The organism is Enterococcus sp. DIV2449a, from assembly GCF_051711225.1.
GTDB classification, from domain to species: Bacteria; Bacillota; Bacilli; order Lactobacillales; family Enterococcaceae; genus Enterococcus_D; species Enterococcus_D casseliflavus.
The window spans coordinates 1,882,221-1,900,000 of sequence record NZ_JBIOME010000001.1; the positions used below are offsets into that span (position 1 = coordinate 1,882,221).

General features: G+C 40.7%; 17 protein-coding genes and 1 riboswitch (1 of these 18 only partly in view). Of the genes, 1 reads left to right on the forward strand and 16 read right to left on the reverse strand.

Translation table 11 applies throughout. The features are described 5' to 3' along the window. Window positions 1–118 precede the first annotated feature (118 nt). Window positions 119–294, reverse strand: a riboswitch (M-box (ykoK) riboswitch). A 287-nt stretch (window positions 295–581) separates the two neighbouring features. The 13 genes from IGI76_RS08890 to IGI76_RS08950 form a co-directional block, all read right to left on the reverse strand. Then, window positions 582–2,477 (reverse strand): endonuclease MutS2, encoded by a 1,896-nt coding sequence (locus IGI76_RS08890; RefSeq protein WP_333719197.1) that lies wholly within the window; start codon window positions 2,475–2,477, stop codon window positions 582–584. Window positions 2,478–2,825: 348 nt separating this feature from the next. Further along, window positions 2,826–4,355, reverse strand: a complete 1,530-nt coding sequence (gene ahpF / locus IGI76_RS08895; RefSeq protein ID WP_015509798.1) for an alkyl hydroperoxide reductase subunit F — start codon at window positions 4,353–4,355, stop codon at window positions 2,826–2,828. A gap of 9 nt (window positions 4,356–4,364) precedes the next feature. Next, a complete protein-coding gene (gene ahpC / locus IGI76_RS08900) occupies window positions 4,365–4,928 on the reverse strand; it encodes an alkyl hydroperoxide reductase subunit C (protein ID WP_005226227.1) in 564 nt (187 codons plus the stop codon). Between the two features lie 306 nt (window positions 4,929–5,234). After that, window positions 5,235–5,438: a hypothetical protein gene (locus IGI76_RS08905; RefSeq protein ID WP_010748444.1), complete on the reverse strand. Its 204-nt coding sequence runs from the start codon at window positions 5,436–5,438 to the stop codon at window positions 5,235–5,237. A 152-nt stretch (window positions 5,439–5,590) separates the two neighbouring features. Further along, window positions 5,591–6,550 (reverse strand): permease prefix domain 1-containing protein, encoded by a 960-nt coding sequence (locus tag IGI76_RS08910; RefSeq protein ID WP_333719198.1) that lies wholly within the window; start codon window positions 6,548–6,550, stop codon window positions 5,591–5,593. Further along, complete coding sequence (locus tag IGI76_RS08915) at window positions 6,547–6,879, reverse strand: PadR family transcriptional regulator (protein ID WP_005226229.1); 333 nt, start codon at window positions 6,877–6,879, stop codon at window positions 6,547–6,549. The genes IGI76_RS08910 and IGI76_RS08915 overlap by 4 nt, the downstream gene beginning before the upstream one ends. Window positions 6,880–7,068: 189 nt before the next feature. After that, window positions 7,069–8,040, reverse strand: coding sequence for a siderophore ABC transporter substrate-binding protein (locus tag IGI76_RS08920; protein ID WP_333719199.1), 972 nt, complete (start codon window positions 8,038–8,040; stop codon window positions 7,069–7,071). 24 nt (window positions 8,041–8,064) lie between these two features. Next, complete coding sequence (locus tag IGI76_RS08925) at window positions 8,065–8,823, reverse strand: iron ABC transporter ATP-binding protein (RefSeq protein ID WP_438781398.1); 759 nt, start codon at window positions 8,821–8,823, stop codon at window positions 8,065–8,067. After that, window positions 8,820–9,764: an iron chelate uptake ABC transporter family permease subunit gene (locus IGI76_RS08930; RefSeq protein ID WP_005236195.1), complete on the reverse strand. Its 945-nt coding sequence runs from the start codon at window positions 9,762–9,764 to the stop codon at window positions 8,820–8,822. The genes IGI76_RS08925 and IGI76_RS08930 overlap by 4 nt, the downstream gene beginning before the upstream one ends. Beyond that, on the reverse strand, window positions 9,761–10,711 hold the full coding sequence (locus IGI76_RS08935) for an ABC transporter permease (RefSeq protein WP_333719200.1): 951 nt from the start codon (window positions 10,709–10,711) through the stop codon (window positions 9,761–9,763). The genes IGI76_RS08930 and IGI76_RS08935 overlap by 4 nt, the downstream gene beginning before the upstream one ends. A gap of 319 nt (window positions 10,712–11,030) precedes the next feature. Further along, window positions 11,031–11,231, reverse strand: a complete 201-nt coding sequence (locus IGI76_RS08940) for a hypothetical protein (protein ID WP_005236200.1) — start codon at window positions 11,229–11,231, stop codon at window positions 11,031–11,033. Between the two features lie 120 nt (window positions 11,232–11,351). Next, window positions 11,352–12,716, reverse strand: a complete 1,365-nt coding sequence (locus tag IGI76_RS08945; RefSeq protein ID WP_005226235.1) for an FAD-dependent oxidoreductase — start codon at window positions 12,714–12,716, stop codon at window positions 11,352–11,354. After that, window positions 12,713–14,182, reverse strand: a complete 1,470-nt coding sequence (locus tag IGI76_RS08950; protein ID WP_034878592.1) for a helix-turn-helix domain-containing protein — start codon at window positions 14,180–14,182, stop codon at window positions 12,713–12,715. The genes IGI76_RS08945 and IGI76_RS08950 overlap by 4 nt, the downstream gene beginning before the upstream one ends. A gap of 162 nt (window positions 14,183–14,344) precedes the next feature. On the opposite strand from IGI76_RS08950, the gene IGI76_RS08955 reads away from it, so the two are divergent. Further along, window positions 14,345–15,448: an SLC13 family permease gene (locus tag IGI76_RS08955; protein ID WP_430599410.1), complete on the forward strand. Its 1,104-nt coding sequence runs from the start codon at window positions 14,345–14,347 to the stop codon at window positions 15,446–15,448. Between the two features lie 132 nt (window positions 15,449–15,580). Here IGI76_RS08955 and IGI76_RS08960 read toward each other — a convergent pair whose 3' ends face one another. The 3 genes from IGI76_RS08960 to IGI76_RS08970 all read right to left on the reverse strand — a co-directional run. Continuing rightward, window positions 15,581–16,294 carry a class I SAM-dependent methyltransferase gene (locus IGI76_RS08960; RefSeq protein ID WP_333719202.1) on the reverse strand — a complete coding sequence of 238 codons (714 nt, stop codon included), beginning with the start codon at window positions 16,292–16,294 and terminating at the stop codon, window positions 15,581–15,583. Continuing rightward, window positions 16,295–17,302, reverse strand: coding sequence for a zinc-binding alcohol dehydrogenase family protein (locus IGI76_RS08965; protein WP_375354311.1), 1,008 nt, complete (start codon window positions 17,300–17,302; stop codon window positions 16,295–16,297). A 73-nt stretch (window positions 17,303–17,375) separates the two neighbouring features. After that, a protein-coding gene (locus IGI76_RS08970) for a hypothetical protein (protein ID WP_221693121.1) crosses the window boundary here: on the reverse strand, window positions 17,376–17,780 show its final stretch. Its footprint extends 657 nt past the window's final position; only the last 405 of its 1,062 coding nucleotides appear in the window; the start codon falls outside the window, past its right edge — the gene reads right to left on this strand; the stop codon is at window positions 17,376–17,378.

Consider the following 17,780-nt stretch of genomic DNA (forward strand, 5'->3'; position numbering starts at 1 on the left):
CTCCTCTTGCCTTGGAGTAGGTGTTCAGACGGTACCAGTTATTTTGCTCTATGAGCTTCGTCATCCATCAGAAAGAAAAGCAAAAAAGTCTCACTTCTCTTAGGACGTCAGACTTTAGCAGCAATCTCATCGTCCGAGTTTTAGCACTATACAACGTAAAGAAAGTCATTTGCTCTCTTAGCTATTTTATGAAAAGCCTTAATCCGACAATTCCTGTTTTACACATTGGCGTCTTTCGACGTTTCTGCGCAATAGCTTGTGTTTGTATAGGAGCCTCACCTAACAAGGTTATATGTTATTTTTCAATCCAATATGAATGGTACCCTTCCTCGAATAAAGATACAACCAATTCTCTGTTATTTTTATTTTTCTTTAACTTTTCTTAAAGAATTTAGATATTTCGAATATTTTCTGCTCTATAAAGAAAAAACAACCAAAATAATCATCCAAACAAAGGAACGGCATCGATAAAGGACGTTATTAAAAAAACGAACATTTAAAAAAAGCAGTCCTTTTTCTAGGTGCTGAAAAAGGACTGCTTGCTTGATTTTGGTCTATCGATTGAAAGTTTTCTTAATCTATCAATCCACGGGTCGATTGGTTTGCCGTTCTTGCGCTGCTTTTCGTAACTGCTTCTGCGCTTTTTTTGATCCCCGTTCAATATCTCGAGTAAACTTGCGCTGCGCAAACTCAACGAATAGCTGATCAAGATCATAACCTGCGGGATAGAGCACCTCTCGCTTTGTGAGGAGTTGCAAGCGACGTGCGGCAACAACAAAAAATTGTTTCTCAATTGAAATTTTCGCTTGTCCTTGTTCCAAATACTCATAAAAAATCCCGCGCTGGTTATGTTCTGTTGAAAAGACCAAGTCTCCTTTTTGAAAAATAAGATCTATCTTGGCTTCTTGTTGAGGGGGTTGTTTCTTCCCCTTTTCAAAAGGTTCCTTCTCAAAAGAATAGGTTTTATGCTTTAAATATTCCTTTGCTGTTTGGACTACGTCAGCGGGGATCGCCATCTTTTCGGCAATCCAAAACGCATTACTATCACCGACTGCATTCGTCAGCAAACGATATTTTGGTGTCAAGGTTTTGGCATCAAAAGCCATTGCCGCTGTTTCGAAATCTTGATGATCGACGGCAAACTGCTTGATTTCACCATAATGCGTTGTTGCGATCATTAAAGCTCCTGAGCGATAGATGGATTCCATGATGGCGATCGCCAAAGCAGCCCCTTCATTAGGCTCAGTGCCGCTGCCGATTTCATCCAATAAAACAATACTGTGTCGGGTAGCATTCTTCATAATCTGAGCAATGTTCGACATGTGCCCAGAGAAGGTACTTAAAGAATTTTCTAGACTTTGTTGATCGCCAATATCCATCCAAAGACTTTTTAAAAACGGAACAATGCTTTTGCCATTGTGCGCTGGAAATAAGCCATAATGAGCCATGGCGCAAACAAGTCCAACGGTTTTTAAGACGACGGTCTTGCCTCCAGCATTGGGTCCAGTGATGACCATGCAGCGGTTTTCTTCGCCAAGTTTTAAAGAAAGAGGAACCGCATCACGCCCCAGCAAAGGATGGCGGACTTGATCAAGAAGCAAAACTTCTTTCTCAGTCATAGTTATCGGCTGCCCATTGATTTCTCGACAATATTTTCCCCGAGCAAAAATAATATCCAGCACAACTAAAATGTCAAGACAGGCAAACACGGCGTTCATTTGTTCGGCGATCGCCCCTGTCAACTCTGACAACACTTGGTATTGAGCGGCTGTTTCTTCTGCTTGTGCCAAGATCAATCGATCATTTAAACGGGCAGCTGCCTCCGGTTCAATAAAGACAGTCGCTCGTTTATTGGAACGTTCGATGATCGTTCCGTTAAATTGCTGTTGAAATTCAGCACGCACAGGTAACGTATATCGGTCGTTCTTTTTGATGACACGATTTTCTTGTAAATAGCGACTTTCCTTAAAAAACTTTGCAAAAACTTTTTTCAGATCAGCTTCATATTTTTCGATCGTACCGCGAATTTTCCGCAATTCTCGGCTGGCATTACTATCAACCTGACCATTGCGAATCTTTTGGAAAATCATTTCGGCGATTTCAGAAAAGTCTTCTAACCCTTGTGCATATTGATGTAATCTTGGGGCAATCGATTGATTCTTTTCGAACAATTGACGGATGATTCGAAAAGACCGTAAAAAGTCTCCATATTCGATAAGCTCCTGTGGTTCTAAAACAAACCCTTTTTCAATTTTCTCCGTATGGTGTAAGACATGCTGCAGCCCCATAAAAGGCACTTGACGACCAGCAGCTAATAGTGCCATCGCTTCAGTGGTCTCTGTCACTCGTTTTTGGGCAGAGTGGATCGTCGCTGCTGGTTTTTCATTCGCAAAGCGCGCTTTGCCGTAATCGCTGATTATTTTTTTACTTACTTGTTCTTTAATTTGTTCAAATTCAGTTGCTTGAGGTATCTTCATGAGTTATCCTTTCTTGTGCCTGAGGATTCCGATCAGATCCCCGTCCAAAAAAGTGTACAAAAAAAGCGATAGTCTCCCATCACCTGATTCATCAATAACGATTTTTATCGGTATCTACAGGCACAACAAATAAACAGTCTGTTTTTGCTTATTTGTTTTAATTGGCTGATTAGATACCTACGACACTCATCAATATACCTCTTTCTTTTTTGAACGAGTTTTTTTCATTGTAATATAGAAGCTGTCCTTCTGTCAACTGCACCCAAACTGCCCTTACAAAAAGAAAAAACGCTCAGTAGCTCCTAAAAGCGCCTGAGACGTTTTTTGATTTTAAATGATGCAAGGCGCTTACGAGCGAATCAGGTGATCAAAGGCACCTAATGCCGCAGTGGCACCTGAACCCATTGAAGTGATGATCTGCTTGTATACACTATCGGTACAATCCCCTGCTGCAAAGACCCCTTCAATATTGGTTGCGCCGTGTTTGTCTACGACGATCTCATTGCGTTCGTTTAAAACGATGCGATCTTTTAACCATTCGGTATTCGGCATCAAGCCAATCAGGATGAAGACACCCTCAACAGCTAATGTGAATTCGCCATTCGTTTCACGATCAACGTAGGTCAATTGTTCGACATGATCGGATCCAGCAATTTCCTTCGTTGCCGCATTCGTAATAACAGTCACATTTTCTAACGTGTTCAAACGGTTTTGTAGCACAAGGTCCGCTTTTAGTTCCGGTAAAAATTCAAGAACATAGACGTGTTTTGCCATGCCAGCTAAATCGATCGCTGCTTCGATCCCAGAGTTTCCGCCGCCAATGACAGCAACCTCTTTCCCAGCAAATAACGGACCGTCACAATGTGGGCAATAGGCAACACCTTTATTTTTGAATTCTTTTTCTCCTGGAACATTGATGTTACGCCAGCGAGCGCCAGTTGCTAAAATGGCCGTTTTGGTTTTTAATACTGCACCATTTTCTAATTCAACTTCGATGACATCATTGCGACGAATATCTTTCGCACGCTGCCCTTTCATCACGTCTACATTGTATTCGTTGATGTGCTCTTCTACCTGACGCATTAATTTTGGTCCTTCGGTATAAGGAGTACCGATCATGTTTTCGATCCCCAGGGTTTCCATTACTTGTCCACCCATTGTTTCGACGACCATCCCAGTATTGATGCCTTTACGCGCTGCATAAATCGCTGCGCTTCCGCCTGCAGGTCCGCCACCGACAACTAACACATCGAAAAGCTCTTTTTCAGCAAAGTCATCTTTACTCGTCGGACCAGCTGCTTTTTCCAACAACTGTTCGATCGTTTGTCGGCCGCTTGCAAATTCTTCACCGTCTAAAAAGACGGTTGGCACAGCCATAATTTTTTTCTTGTCAATTTCTTCTTTGAACATCCCACCTTCGATCATGGTGTGACTGATGGAAGGATTTAGCACTGCCATGATATTTAACGCTTGAACAACATCAGGACAGTTATGGCAGGTCAAACTGACATAGGTTTCAAAATGTAATGGCTTATCGATCGCTTTGATGCGCTTTTGAAGTGCTTCGTCAATTTTCGGCGGACGACCGCTTACTTGAAGCAACGCTAAAATAAACGAAGTGAACTCATGTCCTAACGGTAAACCAGCAAAAGCGATGCCGCTTTCTTCACCGGGACGATTGATCGAAAAGCTTGGTGTCCGTTCACTTGCTACAGCTTGGATAGTGATTTTTGGCGACATTTCTGCGATTTCTTCTAAGAATTCACGTACTTTCGTGGAAGAATCATCCTCACCTAAAGTTGCCGCAAAAACAACCTCTGATTCTAGCATCGCGAGATACTGCGTCAGTTGGTCTTTGATTGCCTTATCTAATGCCATGAGAGCCTCCTAAATCTTGCCTACAAGGTCTAAGCTTGGCGTTAAAGTTTCTTCGCCTTCTTTCCATTTTGCAGGACATACTTCACCTGGATGAGTACGGACATATTGTGCAGCACGGATTTTATCGATCAAGCCACTAGCATCACGACCGATACCGTCCGCATTGATCTCAACTGTTTGGACTACGCCATCTGGATCGATGATGAATGTTCCACGTTGAGACAACCCAGAAGCTTCATCTAGTACATCAAAGATCTCTGAGATCACATGAGAAGGATCTGCAATCATGATATATTCGATTTTATTGATGGCATCAGAATGATCATGCCATGCTTTATGAGTGTAATGAGTATCTGTTGATACAGAATAAACTTCTGCGCCTAATTCTTTTAATGATGCATATTGATCTTGCAAATCTTCAAGCTCTGTCGGACAAACAAATGAGAAATCTGCAGGGTAAAAACAAACAACGTTCCATTTTCCTTTAAAATCTTCTGATGAAACATCGATAAATTTTCCATTGTGGTAAGCTTTCGCTTCGAATGAACCAATCTCTTTTCCAATTAATGACATATCATTTCCTCCAATTAGAATAATTATTTGAGAATAATCTCTATTAATTATTAGTATATCTAACTATAAAAAGCAATAGTTTATTCAGAAATAGTCAAAAAAAATGTTATCCTCCTCAGAAATGAGCATATTTATTTCCTATCCAATACAAATAGAGTATAGTTGTAAGTTTGACTAATCGTTTCCATTTCAATTCCCTACTTGTTAGATTCTCAATTACACCTCTCATTCTCAATTAAATAAAAAAGATTGCCTCTTCCTATGATTCCTCACCAAGTAAAGTGAGCCATAGAAAAAGGCAATTTTTTATTTAGTATTTAAATAGTTGAACAATCCACTGATCGTTCGATCCCTCAATGTAATCCGCTTACCGTCTAAAAAAACTTCTTCGACTGGGTAATGGTCTTGAAAAGGTGGAACTTCCAAGTATTGACTTGCGAGAAAGCGCTCCGGAGATTCGACTGTTGCTATTTCTTTGCTGCCATTTTTCAGATAATGAATTTCTAACATATTCATTGCCTCTTTTCTTGTATTCTGAACTTTAAAAAAGCATTGAGAGAACCATATTTCTCGAAGTTCTATTTTGATTGGTTCAGTTACAAGGCGTATTATAATCTTCCTTTTTTTAAAAGTAAAGAAAGCACTCTCGATTGAAGTGTCTCTTATTTTTTTGCTTTCGTATGTCCGATAAAGTAGTCCTCTAAGACACCACCAACAACAAAAATGACCCAAGAGTAAGCCCATGCATGAAACATGAAGGACCAAAGCATGTAAACGACCAAAATCACTGGCCAGTAGACTGTTCGAAAAAAGGTAACTCTACCAGCGGATTCGCCATATTTATGACGTGTTGCTCGATCCCCCGGATGGTCTTCGTCGCGAATAAAATACGTCTCAGTTGCCAGCTTCGCAAAGCCTGTACGGATAATACTTACATAAATAATAAAGAACACACCTGCTGCAACCGTCAAGAAAAACAAGGAAATCCCAAATTCAACAGAATAATAAAACAATTCACTTAAAAGTACAGGCGCAATTGATAAAATACAGGCACCAATTCCTAAAACAAGACCAATCCGAAAACTTTTTTCATAATTTGCGAGTTGCTGAGCGGCTTCTCGTTTGGCATCCCTTTTTATTGGACGATCATCCAACTGTTTACGCGCACCGGAAAAGTGCAAACTGCTAGAGATAATAAAACCGACCCCGATGGCGATAAAAAGAAACATCACCATTATTCCAAAGGTCTCAGCATATATACTAACAAAGAGCATCAAGGCTGCTAGGGATGCGATACAAAAACCGATTCCTATAGATAACGAGAAAGCAAAGTGTCGCACAGTTCCCCAATAATCAAACGCATCGTCTTCTGTGATGGCATCGGACCAATCATCAATCGGCGCTTCTTCTTTTGAAACATTTAACTCTTGCAACAGCTCATCTATGGAACCAAACTCACTGATTACTGCACCGATGGCTTCATGCTCGCTTTTCCCTTGGTGAATCAGTTCTAAGTAGTGGTCTTCCATAATCGCTAAGAGGTCTTCTTTCGCCTTTTTGGTTTCCGGTGTGATGGGTACTGATAAAAATAAGCTGTCTAGATAGTCATGAATGGTTTTCATTTGTCTCCTCCTTGTAAGAACTGGTCAACGACGATCTTTGTCTGCTGCCACTCCAATAGTTTCTCCGTAAGGCTTGCTCTTCCGTCTGCAGTTATCTGGTAATACGTCCGCTTTTTGCCATGCGTCACTTCTCCAGGATATGAGCGGATCAATCCTTGTTTTTCTAACCGAGTAAAAGCGGAATACAACGTCGTTTCTTTGATCACATATAAAGCATCTGTTCCTTCGCGAATACGCTTGGATATTTCATATCCATAAGAATCTTCATTGGAAAGAATGGATAAAATGATTGCGTCGTTATAGCCGCGAATTCCGTCACTCGAGATCACGCAATCGCCTCCTAAATTACTTCATCTGTCGTACTAATTATAAAACAATTACTACGACAGGTAAAGTAAAACAGGGAAAGTTATCAAAAATCAGTCGTAGGTCTTAGAAAATAGGAAAATAAAAAGGGACACGCATTCTCAGTAAACTGATACGCGTGTCCTAATTACTTGATTGCTTTTCTCACCTATTTATTCAACGGCTGGTTTGACATCGTCCATCATTAGTTGGATCGACTCCAAGCCTGAACCTGCTAAATACCAAACCGCGGCATCCAATTCAATGACTTGATCGTTTTGCCCAGCATTTGTTTCTTGGACGATTTCATTTGCAACAAATTCACTTTCACTTTCATTGCCGCCGATCGCTTTTGTCCGGTCGATCACGAAAATGATATCAGGATTTTTCTCTAGCAAGTACTCATAAGAAATACTTTGTCCATGTGTCGACGCCTCTAATTCCTCATCTACTGCAGGGAAACCAAACGTATCATACAAGATACTGTAACGAGAACCTGGCCCAAAAGCAGAAAGATTGCCTTCATTTACCATAACAACCAAGGCTTTCTCGTCAGCATTTTGCGCTTGCTCCTTCAAGGTATCGATCTGACCTTGTAACGATGCTAGTTGTTCTTGCGCTTCCTCTTCCTTACCAAAAATTTGACCAATGGTCGTAATGTTGGCTTCGATCGATGCCCAAGTATCACTATTGTCAACGCTTAAGAAAACGGTTGGCGCGATTGCAGACAATTCCTCTTGGAAATCACGTTGTCGCCCAGAAATAATGATTAGGTCTGGCTGCAGTTGATTGATTTTTTCTAAATCAGGCTCTTTGATTCCCCCTGCTGATTCAACATCTGCATACGCTGATAAATAATCTGGTAAATTGCTGGTCGCAGCAGCAACGATTCGATCCCCAAGGCCAAGCGCATCCATCGTGTCTAAGGCACTATTGTCAAAAACCACCACTTTTTCTGGTGCATAAGGAACAGTAACAGTCCTATTGCTGTCCGTAATCTCGATTTCTGTCGGTGCTTGTGTACTTTCTTCTACTTGGGTTTGAGCTGTACCCGTTGAATCTGTTGTCCCTGTATTATTCGAGCCGCATGCGGTCAACCCCGCTAATACGAAAATACTCATAAAGCTTACTACAATTTTTTTCATTTTTTTCCTCCTTAGAAATACATTTTATTGGAAGGTATAGCAAAATTGCCGACCATCCACTTGTACCAGTTTGATTGGAATCTCATATAACGATGCCAACACTTGCTCCTGGATCACAGCCTCAGTGTCGGCCGCTTTAAAAATCTGACCGTCTTTCATGGCAACGATGTGATCGGCGTAGCGAGCGGCAAAATTAATGTCGTGCAAGACGATCACAACGGTTTTCTGATAGTCTTCCACCGAGGTGGTCAATAACTTCATCAGCTGGTTGGCGTGCTTCAAATCTAGATTGTTTAACGGTTCGTCCAACAGCAGATAATCTGTATCTTGAGCCAAGATCATCGCCAAGTAAACTCGTTGTAGCTGACCACCAGAAAGCTCATGAATCGATTGATTGGCGTATTCGGTAAGGGATAGCTTAGCCAAAGAATCATCAATGATCCTATCATCCGCTGCCGATTGTCGCCCGCGGTTATACGGATAGCGACCAAATGCCACCAGTTCTCTTACAGTCAGATTGACTGCATAGCGATTGCTTTGTTGCAAAAAAGCCATTTTTTTGGCTAGCTCTTTGGATTTCCATTGGCGAATCTCAGTTCCATCTAAATAAATATCACCAGTTCTCTGGTCCAGCATTCGACTGACCAAGGAGAGTAAGGTGCTTTTTCCCGCACCATTAGGCCCGATAAAGGCAATCATTTTCTGCTCAGGTAATGCTAAAGAACACTCGGTCAACACCTGTGTTTTCGCATAATTTTTGGATACGTTTTTTGTTTCGATCATGATTTTTTCCTTTCCAGCAGCAATTTGCTTATAAAGAAGACGCCACCTAATAATTGAATCACCGTACCAATGGTCGTTTGCCATTGAAACACTTGTTCCACTAAGAACTGCCCTCCTACTAACAGGAGAAAACCAATCAGGCTGCCACCAGCAAACAACCACCCATGGCGATAGGTGGGAAAAAGCTGATAGGTGATCGTTGCCACTACAAAGCCGAGAAAAACAGCTGGACCTACGAGTGCCGTAGCGGTACCTGTCAGAAGCGCAATCAAAAATAAAATACCTCTATGAAGCCATTGAACAGGAACGCCTAGACTTTTGGCTTGCCCGCTTCCTAAATGTAATAGATTCAATTCTGGAATCAACAGAATCAGGCAGCTACTACCGATCAAAATGATCACAGCAGCAATTAAGAGATGTTGCGTATTGATATTGCCAAAGCTAGCGAATAAGCGACCTTGCAGTAAATCATATTCATTCGGGTCCATCAAGACTTGCAAAAACGTGCTCAGACTACTGAACATCGTGCCGCATACCATTCCAGCCATCAACAACAAAAACAATCCGTTGACGGCTTTTTGATAGAAAAAACCGATCAATAAACTTCCTAGAATGGCAGTCAGACTGACAGAGAATAAAAACATCGCTGCTGTTTCTTGGCTTAGCATCTGGATCCCGCCGATAAAAAAGAAACATAGGGTCTGAACCAGGACATATAGTTGATCCAAGCCTAAGATTCCTGGTGTTAAATAGCGATTGCTCGTAACAGTCTGTAAGGTGATCGTACTAAAGGAAATTGCGATCGCCACCAGAGCAAAGGCGAAGATCCGACGGCCCCGCAATGCAAAAGCAAATGACCAATTACCATAGGTGTTATAGGTCAGATAGGCAGTAGCGGCACAAAGGATCAGAAAGAACAAAAGAAAGAGTTTTTTCTTCATTGAAACTTCCTCCCCAGCAGCAAAATCAAGAAGCAGCAACCACCTAGTACACCGGCAACCACACTTACGGGCATCTCATACGGAGCAATCACGATGCGTGCCAATACATCACATAAAAGTAAAAATGCACTTCCAGCAAAGCTGATCAGCAGTAGATTATTCTTCAAATGATCCCCAAACACCATGCCGATCATATTTGGGATAACGATCCCTAGAAAAGGGATTTGTCCAACGGTCAATAAAACGACACTACTGGCAAACGTCACCAGAGCGAACACAGCAAAGCGTAAATACAGATAATTGATCCCCAGACTCTTGGCGGCACTTTCTCCTAAACCAGCAATCGTGATCTCATAAGCTAGGAAATACAACAGACCGAATACTGGAATCGTCAAATACAAAAGTTCATACTGGCCAGCCATAATAGTAGCGAAATTTCCTTGTAGCCAAGAAGAGACATTTTGAACCAATTGGAAGCGATAGGCCAAGAAGCTGCTAATGGCACCGATGATATTACCGAACATCACCCCGGTCAAAGGGAGCATCATTGGATCTTTCTTTGGTAGAAATTGGCTTAAAAATAAAAAGAACAAAACACCTGCATAAGCAAACACAAATGCTGCGGTTGTCCGAATCAAGTTTGAAGCATTTGGCAGAAAAAGCATGACTAGCAAAATTCCTAAACGAGCACTATCAGATAACCCGATCGACTCTGATGCCACAAATTTATTTTGCATCATATGCTGCATGATTTTCCCACATAAACTAATGATTCCACCTGCAATGATCAAACTGATCGTCCGTGGGAGCCTAACTTTTACCAAAACAAGCCAATGATTCGGATCACCCTGCTGTAAACCACTTAATGATAATTCATGGGTACCTACCAGTAAAGAACAGCCCACAAGAAGAATCAAGATCAGCAGTAATCCGATTTTTTTCAACATGCCCCGCCCCTTCCTTATTGAGAATGATTCTCACTCTCTTTAATAGGGTAACGTATTTCACTTAAAATCACAAGAAGTTTTTAAAAAAAATCCCTTTACTAACGCAATTTCAGTGAAAACGAATCTGCCAAGGCATGGGATTATGTGATATTTTTCTCTTATAAAAGACTGCAAGCACGTCTTTTTTTATCAATGAAGTCTATTTAATCGCTTTAATCAAATAAATACTTGAGAAGGCTAGATTCAACTTCTGAGTTTCATTCAATAACAAATCATTCACACGTTCATTCGTTTCAATTTGTTGAACCCCCTGTGTAGTTCACACATGCTCATCCCATGCTAGGCGTAGCTTTTCAGATAAAGAGTACTGATGAGCTAACGTGTCCATACAAGGAACATTCGTCTGCCGATAACAATCATTTACCAAAAATCGTTCAGTCATAAAACGAGCGTCGTCATATTTTTTACGAGTTTCTTCATCAAAAAGATAGCAATACCAGTTGGCATCAAAGTTCAGCACAACCCCACCTGGTTTTAATACGCGATACCTTTCATGGGCGCAATCGCTATTTTCTCCCGATTAACGTCAATTCACAAAAATAAACCTGCGATCATCGCAGGTTTATCAAGACTTACTATTTTACTTTAACAAGCCATCAAGGGCCAATTGATTCAAAAAGTGCAGTGGAAATGAGATGGTTGGATTGAAAAAGTAATCCATTGTTGCTAATTGGTGCAAGGTCGTCTTGCTATTGATCAAGGTTGAGATCGTATTGATGATCTCCAAACTTCCACGATCACTCGTAATGATTTGTCCCCCCATGATCACTTTCGTTTGCTGATCAAAAATCAGTTTTAACGTTACTTCAAAATCCTCATCTGTCGCGAAAAATGTCCGAGAATGAAATGTTTGCGTCACTGAATCTACTTCAAAGCCGTAATACGGTGCCTCGGTCTCATTAATACCTGAACTGCTGACGAAATAGCCAAACAATTTACTGACGACGGTCCGTTGCATTTTTGGAAAAGGAATTTTCGTTGTTCCCCGTTCATTTGCCAATAAATTGGTGGCAGCAACGATCCCGGTGCGGTAAGCATTTGTTACTAAAGGAATATACAAGGAGCTATCCGAATGATTAAATGGGATCGAAACAAGATCCCCAATTGCATAAATCGCTGGGTCAGACGTTTGCAAATACTCATTTGTCGATACCGTGCCATCCAGATTTAGTTTTAGAAAATCTTCTACTAACGCGACATTTGGACGTGGATTGACAGCATAAACGACCACGTCAGCTTGAATCTTCGTTCCATTTGACAGCTCAATACCTTGATAATCGCCTTTCTCATTTTTGATCGTATGAGCGACATTGCTGTTAAGATAGATCTGCAAATTTTTAGGAAAGCGTTCCATCAAAATTTTGGCAATTTCATGATCAAAATAACGGAACAACAGCGTATCCATGCGATCGATCAAATGAACGGCTTTTTGTTGTCCGCTTAAAGATTCCGCTAATTCAAACCCGATCAGACCAGCACCGACGATCGCAACGGTTTGGGCATTCTCGATTTTTTCTAATGCTTGCTTTGATTGACCAATGGTTTTGTAGGTCGTTATATGTGCTTCGACATCTGAGGCAAACTCCGAACGGAAAGTACTCGATCCCATCGCCAAAATCAAGCCATCATAACTCACTTCATCTTCTTGCTGATAAGATTCCGTTGATGTGACAAAATGAACCGTTTGTTCTTGCGGAAAGATTTTTGTGACTTCACTGTTTAACATCACATTGATTCCTTCTGAAAGAAGTTCACTGGCAGTTGCCGTTTTGGAATCTTCCAAACGCTGAATGTAACCTTCCAGTACTAAATTCAAACTGCTGGCAACATAACCAAGAACGCTTGATTTTTCTATAATTATCACATCGACTTTTGGGTCAACTTTTTTTAAATGACGGGCAGCAGCAATTCCTGCATGAGAGCCTCCAATAATCACTATTCTCATATCTTTTCCAACTCGCTTTCAAGGTTCTCATTTCGTATTTCATCCACGATTTGATGAAGCCGCTCTTCTTCAAATGGGGTTGCACCACCTGTTAAAATCAATCGTTTTTTATAACGATAGCCTTCCGAGATCTCAGAATGATCAACGATCAATAAATCATAGTCCCTCTCCTTCGTCTCATCGAAGTGAATATTCGGATAGCCAGCCAATTCTTTGATCAAAAAGCGCCGCAAAAAGCCACTGCGTAATCGTGATTGAGTCAGCAAAATGCCTACCGTAAATGCTTTTTCCTGTTTTACTTGAATCCATTGACGGATCAAAAGCAATTCATTGGTCAAATGCTGCTTTTTCTCAAGAGAAAAAGACTGGTTTACGTTTTTCTCCAACTGTTCGATTGCTTGCTGTGCCACTTCGATCAAGCTCTCATTCGCAACACTTTGGGGCTGAAATTCAGCAAAGGCAATAATGCCGCCATGAATATACAACGCTTGGATCGTCACACTCGTCAAGAAGACGCGTAATTCCGTAGAAGTTTCCGTAGTCTTTCTTTCACTATCACCAATGGCCTGCAGCAGCTCCCCATTTAACGCATCGATCTCTTGGAAGAAAAGTGATTTTTGCAAGGAGTCATCCAGTGAAGGGCGAATCAAGCCTTCAGCTAATAAAAATAAATAGAAATATACCGTTTCATAATCGCTCCAGGATACGGCAAAACGACTGAGATAGCGCCCTAATATATTCCGCAAAAGCTGGAACATCGCTTCATTTTCCAATGACTTCAACAATGGATACGAGGCTTCATGCTGTTGCGAGCCGCGATAATCAAAACGGGCTTCCATAATGCCTAACCAAAGCCCGACTTTCCAACGCTCTGCTTGACTAAACGTTGTCTGCAACTGTTTTTCAATGACTCGAATCAAATTGTTGATGGCTGGTGCATTCAAGCGAGCGATCAATTCTTCATTGGGATAACTTTGTGAAAAAAACTGATAATAGAAAAAGCGAATCTGTTTTTCATCCCCAATCAATTTTTTATTTTTTAATTGGATGTCGAATTCTTTCAATAACTGATTGATCGCTTTGAAACGACGAAACAATGAAGCTTCACTCAACATCAGTTCTAACATCATTTTCGTCGTTGACTCATCTCGATGAAAAAACAAATACGACAATATTTGAAAATCGATTGCTTCTGAAAGATACGCATAAAAAAATTGCTTCAGGGAAAAATCAAGGGGCAATACCAATTGCACTTGATCATTTTCTGAATAGATCAAAGCTGCGTCTTCATGGAAAGCAGCTAAATTTTGATGAAGATTTTGAAGTTCTTTTTGCAAAGTGGGCGCGGAAATGGATAACGTTTTTGCAAGTTTTTTATACGAGACTTCTGAGCCATTCTGAAAAAAAACAGCCAAAATTTGAAAATGTACCTGCTGATTTTTTTCAAGCAGCTGCATCACATTCATTCTTGAACCTCCTTCACCTTTCACATACTAATTTCCCAATTAATGAGTCGTTTGTCAACTATAAAAATTGCCTGAATGACTTTGAGTTCGATGGAAAAAGCGTTATTTATTGTTCCTAAAGCGCGGGAATGGTAAAATTCTTGAGAAGAAAGGTGGTGAACTATGGGAAAACGAATGTTAGCATTTTTTCGAACGGATCGATTATTTTCGATTTCCCTGCTACTAGCACTTATTACGTGTTTTTTCGGCACCTTCCGTTGGTCGTTTATTGACTTTAAAGTGATTTTATCACTGTTTGGATTAATGTTAGTAATCAATGGGTTAGAAGAAGCTGGTCTTTTACGAGCATTTGGACAAAAATTAGTGGAAAAAAGTCGCAATCTGCGTGACTTGATCCGCGCAATCGTTTTGCTAAGCTTCTTCAGTTCGATGTTTTTAACAAATGACGTGGCTATCTTAACTTTATTGCCCATCTATTTACTCTTAACGAGGAAAGAACAACAGCACACCAGTGTCTTATTAGGCGCTGTCTATTTGATCGTAGCAGCCAATTTAGGAAGCAGCCTGTTTCCATTTGGAAATCCGCAAAATCTATTTTTATTTTCTTACTATCAGATTTCGCTGCCACAATTCATGTGGACTACTGGCACCTTTGTGGGACTTTCATTACTATTACTCCTTGTTTCGATCCAGCTCATCCCAAAGACTCCATTGGAAATCGCCCTGCAAGAAGAACCCTTTGAAAAAAAGCCAGCGCTGCTTAATTCAGGATTATTTGTTCTTATGATTCTTGGTATTTTTAGTGTTCTCCCTATTTCAATCGCCGTGCTTGTCGTCGCAGCCGTGGTTTGGTTTAGTAATAAACGATTATTTGCAAAAGTTGATTATCGATTACTACTTACCTTTCTCTGCTTCTTCTTGATCGTCGGGAATATTCAAGACCTATCTCTGGTCACCGATCACATTCGACCGTATTTTCAAGAAACGCATCGCGCTTTTTTAGGTAGTATTTTACTCTCCCAAGGAATATCTAACGTTCCAGCAGCAATTTTGATTGCTCCTTTTACCGATTTAGAAAAAGCCGTTCTTTTGGGCGTCAATGTTGGTGGTTTGGGTACATTGATTGCTTCTTTGGCGAATTTGATTGGGTACAAATTATTGAAACAAGCCAGACCAAAAGAAGCGAGAACGTTTCAAAAGCTGTTTTTTATCGTCAACATCATTTTTTTACTGTTATTAGGCAGCATCGTATACCTTCTATTGTAGCAAATTCACTGTAAAACGAGATTCCAGCATAAGATGTTTCCAGTCAGCAGCCAAAAGAAGCCTAGCTCCTGTACCTGTTTCTTGATCTTATGTCAGAATCTCGTTTTTTTGATACCCATTGTGTGATTTTACTTAAGCTAAAAGAAGCTCAAAAGTGATTTTCGTTTGGCTTTCGACAGTCAATGCCTCACCAAAGACATGTTGAACCATTTGTTGCCGTTGTTCCAATGAGTACTCCTCCTCAAAATAAAGATGAAATATTTCTTGATCGATCTCTTCCTTCAAAATATACTCGAATTGCCGACGCTGCCAATCGATCGCTTCTTCTGAAAACCACTTCTTGTACCAAGTGTTTAGGTTCAGGTCATTCTTCGCTGAAAGATTTTTTTCATATGGCTGAAACACGTTTTCTTCTTCTGTGATCATTCTTAGAATAATCAATTGATGGGCCTTTTTTTGAAACTGAAGCAATGTTTCCTTGTCTCTGACTGCGGGATTCATTGCCATAAAAATACAGGGCCAGTGCTGGTCTGCAGATAAAAAGTCTTTTTGGCTCTGCTGAACCAGATGGAGCTTGTTCATCGGATCTTCCGTCGTTTCTTCAATGATTTTTAACATTTCTTTTGAAAAATCAATTGCGTAATACTCATCTACATAAGGATAAAATGCTGAAATGTAGCGGCCAGTCCCCGCAGCAAAGTCAACGAAGGCCGATATCGGGAACACTTTCTGCTCCACCAAAAAAGCTGCTACCTCTTCAGCAATTTTCAATTGGGATTCTCTTTGAATCTGTGCATATTCTTGGGCAAATTCATCCCAAAACAGCATCGCTTCCTCTTCTTCCATCTAGCGGACGCCTCCAGTGATCACTGTCTTTCCTTTCGTTCCTTGCTCAACCGCTTTTGTAGCGAGCTTTAAGGTCTCGATGGTAATTCCTCCATCAAACGTTTGGACCGCAGTCGTATGAATCTTTTTGTCAGCAAGCAACGAGGCGATCCGTTGCAAAATGCTCCCTTGTGTTTCAATCATCAACTGAGCATCTGTTTTTGCGAACATATACTCCCAATAAAAATCGATGCCGAGGTTTTTAAATGGATTTAAATCTAGCGCTTCTTTCGTATTCACGATCATTCCGACTTTGCCAAACGGCAAGATTGCTTTCGTTAATTGTGGCAAATAGGCCGAGGCGTCATAAAAAATTGCAACGGCTGAAAAAGGCTCAGTGATTTGTTCAGCCAACGGCAAGCGATGATTAAGTACTTGATCCACTTGATTGTTTTTAAGCCACTGATCGTTCTTAGGACTCGCAGTGCCATAGACTGTCAATCCTGCCCATTTTGCTAGTTGCGCCGCAATTGAGCCAACACCACCGCTGGCATTGACCAATAAAATCGATCCATCATTCGCGTTTTCTTCAGGCACGTACCCAAATTTTTCAAAAAGCAATTCCCACGCTGTAATACTCGTTAATGGCATAGCTGCAAGATCGCCATCAGAAAAGCCGGCTGGTGCCTTTGCTGTGATCCGAGAATCAACTGTTTGGAACCTTTGATTCGCACCAGGTCGTTGTGTGGTTCCAGCATAAAACACCCGATCACCAACGGCAAAGCCATTAACTGCTGAGCCGATTTCTTTAACGATCCCAACGGCGTCATACCCTTGGATCTGGAACGCTTCACTTAAAGCAGTCATTTGCCGTCTTTTTGTATCGATTGGATTGACCGAAACTGCCTGTACTTCCACCAATAAATCATTTGCTTGGCAATTGGGTATCGGAATTTCCTTTTCAATAAATACATTTGACTCATCTAAAGATCGTCCTTCATAAAAACCTAGTGCTTTGTTTTTCATCATACTGCTCCTTCCAAAAAAAAAGTGCTGAATAGTTATAAAAACCATTCTAGCACTTTTAATGAATTTAGAACATTTATTCTTCACCTTCCACGACAAGCGGAACCAAAAATGGATAGCTTGTGAAGAAATCTAATAAGGATCGCTTCCATTGATCTGAATCAATCGTTAGTAAAGTGGACTCTGTATACAAATGAATCGTCAATCGTTGATTTTTATCAAGTAAAACAAGAATTTCACCTTTGTTTTCTGTGATAAAATCATATTGCTGATTCTCCATTGTAATAATGAAAATTTGATCGAGAACTTCTGCTGCAACAGCAAAGTCCGTCTCCATATCGACAGCCAATGTTTGGGTATTGTCGATCAAGCTTGGTGAAACCGTAAAGCCTAATTCTTTTAAATGCGCCAATACCAAGTTGACATCATAATTAAAGAGCGAAAGCTGATTGACCGAGAAAATATTCTCCGCATGCCATTG

Bases quoted from the DNA above. Each gene is read 5' to 3' on its own strand.
- IGI76_RS08890 (WP_333719197.1), bottom strand. From the start codon at position 2,477: ATGAAGATACCTCAAGCAACTGAATTTGAACAAATTAAAGAACAAGTA.
- ahpF (WP_015509798.1), bottom strand. From the start codon at position 4,355: ATGGCATTAGATAAGGCAATCAAAGACCAACTGACGCAGTATCTCGCG.
- ahpC (WP_005226227.1), bottom strand. From the start codon at position 4,928: ATGTCATTAATTGGAAAAGAGATTGGTTCATTCGAAGCGAAAGCTTAC.
- IGI76_RS08905 (WP_010748444.1), bottom strand. From the start codon at position 5,438: ATGTTAGAAATTCATTATCTGAAAAATGGCAGCAAAGAAATAGCAACA.
- IGI76_RS08910 (WP_333719198.1), bottom strand. From the start codon at position 6,550: ATGAAAACCATTCATGACTATCTAGACAGCTTATTTTTATCAGTACCC.
- IGI76_RS08920 (WP_333719199.1), bottom strand. From the start codon at position 8,040: ATGAAAAAAATTGTAGTAAGCTTTATGAGTATTTTCGTATTAGCGGGG.
- IGI76_RS08925 (WP_438781398.1), bottom strand. From the start codon at position 8,823: ATGATCGAAACAAAAAACGTATCCAAAAATTATGCGAAAACACAGGTG.
- IGI76_RS08930 (WP_005236195.1), bottom strand. From the start codon at position 9,764: ATGAAGAAAAAACTCTTTCTTTTGTTCTTTCTGATCCTTTGTGCCGCT.
- IGI76_RS08935 (WP_333719200.1), bottom strand. From the start codon at position 10,711: ATGTTGAAAAAAATCGGATTACTGCTGATCTTGATTCTTCTTGTGGGC.
- IGI76_RS08945 (WP_005226235.1), bottom strand. From the start codon at position 12,716: ATGAGAATAGTGATTATTGGAGGCTCTCATGCAGGAATTGCTGCTGCC.
- IGI76_RS08950 (WP_034878592.1), bottom strand. From the start codon at position 14,182: ATGAATGTGATGCAGCTGCTTGAAAAAAATCAGCAGGTACATTTTCAA.
- IGI76_RS08955 (WP_430599410.1), top strand. From the start codon at position 14,345: ATGGGAAAACGAATGTTAGCATTTTTTCGAACGGATCGATTATTTTCG.
- IGI76_RS08960 (WP_333719202.1), bottom strand. From the start codon at position 16,294: ATGGAAGAAGAGGAAGCGATGCTGTTTTGGGATGAATTTGCCCAAGAA.
- IGI76_RS08965 (WP_375354311.1), bottom strand. From the start codon at position 17,302: ATGATGAAAAACAAAGCACTAGGTTTTTATGAAGGACGATCTTTAGAT.